This is a genomic window from Streptomyces anatolicus, from assembly GCF_019400875.1.
In the GTDB taxonomy this organism is placed as follows: domain Bacteria; phylum Actinomycetota; class Actinomycetes; order Streptomycetales; family Streptomycetaceae; genus Streptomyces; species Streptomyces anatolicus.
Genome location: NZ_WMBF01000388.1, coordinates 1 through 6,170 on the forward strand (window position 1 = coordinate 1; position 6,170 = coordinate 6,170).

The following is a 6,170-nucleotide window of genomic DNA, read 5'->3' on the forward strand; positions in this document are numbered from 1 at the left end:
CGGGGGCTTGGGCGCGCCGGGCACCCCGCCGAGGCTCGCGTCGGCGAACATCGTCGCGGCGTGGTGCACACCGCCGGGAGGCGTACCGGGAGCACCGGGCGGCCCCGGAGGCGCGGGCGTGCCGGGAGCCCCCTCGGGCTTGGGCGCGCTCGGGCCGCCGAGGCTCGGGTCGGCGAACATCGTCGCGGCGTGGTGGACACCGCCCGGAGGCGTACCGGGGGCACTGGGCGGCCCCGGAGGCGCGGGCGCGGCGGGCGCGGCGGGCGGCTTGGGGCCGTCGGGTCCGAGCGAGGAGACGAGCTGCGTCGGTACGTACCCACCGGCGGGCGTACCGGGAGCGCCGGGCCCGGAGGGCGGCGGCGTGCTCCCAGGGGGCGGCCCTTGCGGATACCCGTACGCGGAGGCGTCCGGCGCACCCGACGGAGGCGGCGGCGCGGTCGGCGAACCGGTGGGCGGCGGCGTGTGGGATCCGGCGCCACCACCGGGAGCACCGGGACCTTGCGGATAGCCGTAAGCGGAAGCGTCCGGCGCATCCGGCGAAGGCGGCGGCGGGGTCGGCGAACCGGCGGGCGGCAGCGGCGCGTTGGCCTCTGCGCCGGCCGGAGCACCGGGACCCTGTGGATACCCGTACGCAGAGGCGTCAGCCCCCGGCGGAAGCGGAACCGGTGCGCCCTCAGGAGGCAGCGGCGTGCCGGAGCCCCCCGGGCCCTGCGGATAGCCGTACGCGGAGGCGTCCGGCGCACCCGGCGGCGGGGTCGGCGAACCGGCGGGCGGCAGCGGCGCGTTCGCCCCTGCGCCACCCGGAGCACCGGGAGCACCCGGAGCACCGGGACCCTGCGGATACCCGTACGCGGAAGCGTCCTGCGCACCCGGCGCCGACGAAGGGCCGTCCAGGGCCGGAGCGATGGCGGTCGCCGGGAGGTGGCTGCCTCCGTGCATCAGGGCCGTCTTGGCCTCCGGCGCCACACCCGGCGAGGGGGGCCCGTCCCCGGAGACCAGCGGCGGCGCGAACACCGTCGCGGGCGCCGCCACCGAAAGGTCCTCGCCCTCGTCGGCGTTGGTGTCCGTACCGGCCCACGGGGTCGCACCCACGGGCACGCCCGGCGACGTCGCGGGCAGGCTGTCGTCACGGGCGGGCTCGGCCTCCCCGCCCTGCGCGGCCGCGGGCCACGGCGTGCCCCCATCCGGCGTGACGGGCTCCACGGAAGCCGAACTCCCGTCATCCGCCGCCCCGCTGGAAGCCACGGCCCCACTGGAAGCCACCGCTCCGCTGGAGGCCACCGCGTCGGACGGCTCCCGATCGCCCCCGGAGGACGTCCCCTCGGACGAGCCGCCGCCCCTCCGGTCCGGGATCCCCATCTTGTCCGCCGCCTCCTGGAGCCACTCCGGAGGCGTCAGCAGGAACGACGTCTGATTGAGGTCGACCCGCTCCGGCGGCGGCACCACCGCGTCCTCCGGCGCCGCGTCCGGCAGCCCGTACTCCTCCTCGTACCGCCGGATCACCTCGCCCACGGGCAGCGAGGGCCACAGCGTGGCCTCGCCGCTGTCCCGCGCGATGACGAGCCGCTGGGCGCCGCCGTCGGAGACCGGGCCGTTCTCGCGGTCCTCGGCCCAGACGACGAAGCCGAGGTCGAACTCCCGGACCCGCACCTCCCGGTGCTGATAGCCCGGCACCTCGCCGTTGATCCACTCTTCGGCGCGCTCCTGCGCCTGCGCGAAGGTCACCATCGCCTAGTCACTCCCCAGCCGAGGACACGGGGACGGCGCGCGCGAAGCCGCCGTCCACCATCAGGTTCGCCACGGTCTCCAGCTCCGGCGGATTGCCCGCGAGCCGCGCCAGGAACGCGTCGAAGTCGTCGCCGCACGGCAGCAGCAGCCGCCGCACCCGCTCCGCCGGAGGCCACGAGGCCGCCTCCGATACGTCGCGCACGTCGTCGTACGCGCAGAACCACACGGAACCGACCCGCTCCCCCTTGACCTTCACCGCGAGCAGGCCGCCCTGCACGAAGCCGACGCCCAGGTAATCCTTGGTGAGATGGTCCCGCAGACACTTGTTGACGTACACCAGGTCGTTGACGGCGGCCTCGTCCCGCACCGTGAAGAACGGCTGGTCCACCAGGAGGCCCAACTCGGCGTCCAGCGCCGCGCCGACCGGCGCGCAGCCGCCCGCCGCCTTCAGGAAGGAACGGTAGGCGCCGGGGAGCCGGTAGCCCAGGTCCTCCTCGACGCCCTGGACCTGCTGCTCCGTCACCGCGACCGCGGCCTTCGGCAGGCCGAAGTGCGCGGGGCGCGTCTCCTGGAGCGGGCGCGTGCCGCGCTTGTCCTGGTCCACGGCGGTCGTCGCGATGCCGCCGTGGTGGCGCAGGAGCGCCTTCACCTCGACCGGTACCAGCTCGAGGCGGCGGCTGTCCGGCACGTGGTGCCAGGTCCAGCCGTGCGGGGTCGCCACCGCGGGGATCGTGTCCCACAGGTCGTGGCCGTCCGCCGCCATCGCCGCGTTCGCCGACACGTAGTCCGTCAGGCGCAGTTCGTCGACGCCGAAGCCCTCCGGGGGCTCCGCGATCTCGGCGGCGGCACGCGCGTACGGCGAGAAGTCCGGATAGCCCCGCTCGTCCACCCGCACCCCTCTGGGATGGCGGGCGGCGCGGACCGGATCCGGGAAGTGCACGACCTGCCCGGCGTAGGCCGCGTTCGGCGGCGCGGACTGCTGCCCCAGCCGACCTGTCGTCATGGCGGTTGCCCCCTGCGGCACGGTGAAAAGTTCTGATTCTGCGGATATGGGTCCGCGGATTCTCGGTTTCCGCGGCTTCCGGTACCGCGGATGTCGACACAGCCTATGCGTAAGGACGACACCGGTCACCGGGCCTCCGGTTCCATGACCAGCAGCCACCGGACGGTCACCGTGCGGCGAACCCCGAGGGGAGGCCAGGCGTGTCGCGGTGCCCCAGCTTCCGCACCACCCGCCCCATTTGGCAGGCTGTCCCCCGCGACGCGGGGGCGTGGCACCACGCGGTGACGACCGCGAGCGCAGGGGCGCGAGCCCAGGGGGAGGGGAACAGCACGATGAACATGGCACAGAGCAGGTCGGCCCACACGCTGTCCACGACGGCGACCACGGCGGGGTCCGCCAGGGCGGCAACCACGGGATCCTTGCTGCCGACCGCCGCGGGCTCCGGCATGGCAGGCGCCGCCGGACCCCTCACCGCGGGCGCCACGGCCTCCGGCATGAGCAGCACCGCCACCGCGGGCTCCGGCATGAGCACCACCGCAGGAACCGGCGTGGCAACCGCCACGCGGCCCGGCATGGCCACCACCACAGGGACCGTCATGGCAACCAGCATCGGGCACCCCACCGCCGCCACCACCAGCGCGCCCCTCACGGCCTCCGCCTCGGCCGCCGGCACCGGCCCCGGCCCCGGCCCCGGCGACCCCGCGCCCGTCACCAGAGACCCCCGCGCCGCCGCGTCCGGCGACCCCCGCGTCGGCTGGAGCAGCACCGACGCGCACGCGCCCATCCTGCGCCAGCGCCGCGACGGCATCCTGCCGACCGTCGCCGCCGCACTCTCCGTGCGCGGTCAGACCACGCTCACCTGTACCGCGGGCCGGGGCGAGGAGCCCCCGACGCTCCACCCGCTCGTCCAGGACTTCCTCGACACCCTCACCAGCGGCCAGCGCGAACGCTTCACCGGACGCTGCGCCGAGGCCATCCTCATCTCCCGCCACCTCATGGCGGCCGACGCGAGCCGCTCCAAGCGGGCCTCGCGCAAACCGATGACCAACGGCGAGGCCCGCAAAGCCCTCAAGCACGCCAAACTGACCACCCGCCGCATCCGCGAGGACGGCGACCCGCTGCACGGCTCCTTCGCCCAGCCCTGCCGCTCCTGCACCGCCCTCACGGCCCACTTCGGCGTACGCGTCGTGGACCCGACGGCCACCGAAGGCTGACCCTCGCCCGGCCACAAGCCGGACCGACCGCCTCCGACCGTCCCCGACCGAACAAGGGCCACCCCATGCACGCCGACCACACCGCGACCGCCGCCCCCACCGGCCACAGCACCCGCTTCCCCGTACCCGTGGACGCCGCCCTGCGCGCGGCCGGCTGGCGCCAGGGGCGCTGGGACATCAAGCAGGCCGAGATCTGGGCCGACGTCCTGCGCCGCCACACCTCACCCGCCGGACACCGCCACCGCGTCTTCCCCGCCGCCGTCGAGGCCTGGGCCGAGTTCGGCGGACTGCACATCACCCCGCAGGGCCCCGGCCGCCAGATAGCGCCCGCCACCGTGCACCTCGACCCCATGTACGGCCTGCACCTCGCCCGCACCCTCGGCGACCTCGGCCGCGCCCTGAGCACCGAGGTGTGCCCCATCGGCGAGGAGACGGAGACCCAGGCGCTGCTCGCCATCGACACCGAGGGCCGCGTCTACAGCCTCGACCACAGCGGCGACTGGTTCCTCGGCGCCCACATCGACCAGGCCCTCGCCACCCTCGTCACCGGCGCCCGCCCCACCCGGCTCACGGCGAGCTGACCGGCGTACGACCACCGCCGGCCCGCCACTCCGCTATCCCGCTACCCCGCCGCCGGAGCAGTCGCCGGAAGCACCGCCGAGACGCGGAATCCGCCGCCGTCCGTCGGGCCCGACACGAACACCCCGCCGAGCGCGAGCACCCGCTCCTTCATGCCCACCAGGCCGTTGCCCCCGCTCGGCAGCCTCGCGTCCGAGGGGCCGGCCTCCGGCGGCGGCTCGTTCTCCACCTGCATCGCGATCTCCGACACGCGGTGCGCGAGCCGCACATACGTCTTCGCGCCCGCCGCGTGCTTGTGCACGTTGGTCAGCGCCTCCTGCACCACGCGGTACGCCGTCTGCTCCACATCGGCGGCGTAGCCACGCGGCTCCCCCTCCACCGACAGGTCGACCGCCATCCCCGCGTCCCGCGACTGCCCCACCAGCTCGTCGACGTCGGCCAGACACGGCCCGTCCTCGTCCACCGCCCGCGACGCCGCCGCGGCCGCGGCAGCCGCGTGCCCCACGGCGGCCAGCGGCACCGGCTCCACCGGCTTCGCGCTCTTCGCCCCGTCGCCGTCACCCGTGCGCAGCACCCCGAGCATCTGCCGCAGCTCCGTCAGCGCCTGGCGCCCCATGTCACCGACGAGCGCCGCGTTCTTCACGGCCTTCTCCGGGTCCTTCCTGGCCACCGCCTGCAACGCCGCCGCGTGGACGACCATCAGGCTCACCCGGTGCGCCACCACGTCGTGCATCTCGCGGGCGATCCGCGTCCGCTCCTCGTTGCGCGCCCACTCCGCGCGCTCCTCCGCGCGCTCGGCGAGCAGCTGCAGCTCCCGCTCCAGGTCGTCCGCCCGCTCCCGGAGGCTCTCCATCAGCCGCCGCCGCGCACCCACGTACATCCCGAGCAGCACCGGCGGCGCCGTGACGCCGATCGCCGCCGCGACGGCGAAGAACGGCACGAACTCGCTGCCTATCGGCGGGCTCGAGCCCTTCTCCGCCAGGTCCTGGCTGGCCCGCACCAGCGCGACGATTAGCGTCCCGGCCATCGACATGCCCGCGAGCACACCGGTGATCCGGCGCGGCAGCTCCGAGGCCGCCAGCGTGTAGAGGCCGACTATCGTCAGCAGAAAGCCCATCTGGGCGGGTGTGATCGCGATGGATATGAGCACCACAGCCACGGGCCAGCGCCTGCGCAGCAGCATGGCCGCGCCCGCGAGGACGCCGAAGCCGACCCCCACCGCGGTCGGCAGCCCCGCGTCCCGCGCGAAGGCCACCCCCTCGGCCCCGCACTCCGCCGCGGACACCACCGCGAGCCCCACATCCAACGCGGCCGCACGCCGCCTCTCCCACCACCACGGCCCGGTCATGGCCGCGGTGTGGTCGTCCCCCGTCGTGGTCATGCCTTCCAGCGTACGGGCGTTCCATGTGGGTTTTCCGGTGAGTTTCCGGCTCCCCCTGCCGTCGCACGCAAGGCCGTTGGTACGGCATAGTGTTGGGTGCCTGTTCGGCGGACCGGCTAACTGTCCGGTTCGGTCGAATTATTCCCCCGTGGTGTAATTGGCAGCACTGTGGCTTTTGGTGCCATCTGTCCGGGTTCGAGTCCTGGCGGGGGAGCCTTCTTCGGTCCGGGTCCCGACCTCTTGGTCGGGACCCGCCCCCATTTCC

6 protein-coding genes and 1 tRNA gene are annotated in these 6,170 nt (G+C 74.8%); 3 read left to right on the forward strand and 4 right to left on the reverse strand.

The features are described 5' to 3' along the window. From GKQ77_RS25510 to GKQ77_RS25520, 3 genes are all read right to left on the reverse strand, one after another. Positions 1-1,728, reverse strand: a 1,728-nt coding sequence (locus GKQ77_RS25510; RefSeq protein ID WP_504739867.1) for an SUKH-4 family immunity protein, incomplete at its 3' end; no start/stop codon positions are given. A gap of 7 nt (positions 1,729-1,735) precedes the next feature. Next, positions 1,736-2,731 (reverse strand): SMI1/KNR4 family protein, encoded by a 996-nt coding sequence (locus GKQ77_RS25515; protein ID WP_219691283.1) that lies wholly within the window; start codon positions 2,729-2,731, stop codon positions 1,736-1,738. Positions 2,732-2,897: 166 nt separating this feature from the next. Beyond that, on the reverse strand, positions 2,898-3,329 hold the full coding sequence (locus GKQ77_RS25520; RefSeq protein ID WP_219691284.1) for a hypothetical protein: 432 nt from the start codon (positions 3,327-3,329) through the stop codon (positions 2,898-2,900). Between GKQ77_RS25520 and GKQ77_RS25525 the strand changes: the two genes are divergently transcribed. Together GKQ77_RS25525 and GKQ77_RS25530 are read left to right on the forward strand one after the other, a co-directional pair. Then, entirely contained in the window at positions 3,328-3,945 is a 618-nt protein-coding gene (locus GKQ77_RS25525; protein ID WP_219691285.1) for a YwqJ-related putative deaminase, read from the forward strand. The two genes, GKQ77_RS25520 and GKQ77_RS25525, sit on opposite strands and share 2 nt — an antisense overlap. A gap of 65 nt (positions 3,946-4,010) precedes the next feature. Further along, complete coding sequence (locus GKQ77_RS25530; RefSeq protein WP_219691286.1) at positions 4,011-4,526, forward strand: SUKH-3 domain-containing protein; 516 nt, start codon at positions 4,011-4,013, stop codon at positions 4,524-4,526. A 41-nt stretch (positions 4,527-4,567) separates the two neighbouring features. On the opposite strand, the gene GKQ77_RS25535 is transcribed toward GKQ77_RS25530, so the two are convergent. Continuing rightward, entirely contained in the window at positions 4,568-5,905 is a 1,338-nt protein-coding gene (locus tag GKQ77_RS25535; protein ID WP_219691287.1) for a sensor histidine kinase, read from the reverse strand. Positions 5,906-6,047: 142 nt separating this feature from the next. Here GKQ77_RS25535 and GKQ77_RS25540 point away from each other — a divergent pair. Beyond that, positions 6,048-6,119: transfer RNA gene (locus tag GKQ77_RS25540), tRNA-Gln, on the forward strand. Positions 6,120-6,170: the final 51 nt, after the last annotated feature.

Bases quoted from the DNA above. Each gene is read 5' to 3' on its own strand.
- GKQ77_RS25515 (WP_219691283.1), bottom strand. From the start codon at position 2,731: ATGACGACAGGTCGGCTGGGGCAGCAGTCCGCGCCGCCGAACGCGGCC.
- GKQ77_RS25525 (WP_219691285.1), top strand. From the start codon at position 3,328: ATGGCAACCAGCATCGGGCACCCCACCGCCGCCACCACCAGCGCGCCC.
- GKQ77_RS25520 (WP_219691284.1), bottom strand. From the start codon at position 3,329: ATGACGGTCCCTGTGGTGGTGGCCATGCCGGGCCGCGTGGCGGTTGCC.
- GKQ77_RS25530 (WP_219691286.1), top strand. From the start codon at position 4,011: ATGCACGCCGACCACACCGCGACCGCCGCCCCCACCGGCCACAGCACC.
- GKQ77_RS25535 (WP_219691287.1), bottom strand. From the start codon at position 5,905: ATGACCACGACGGGGGACGACCACACCGCGGCCATGACCGGGCCGTGG.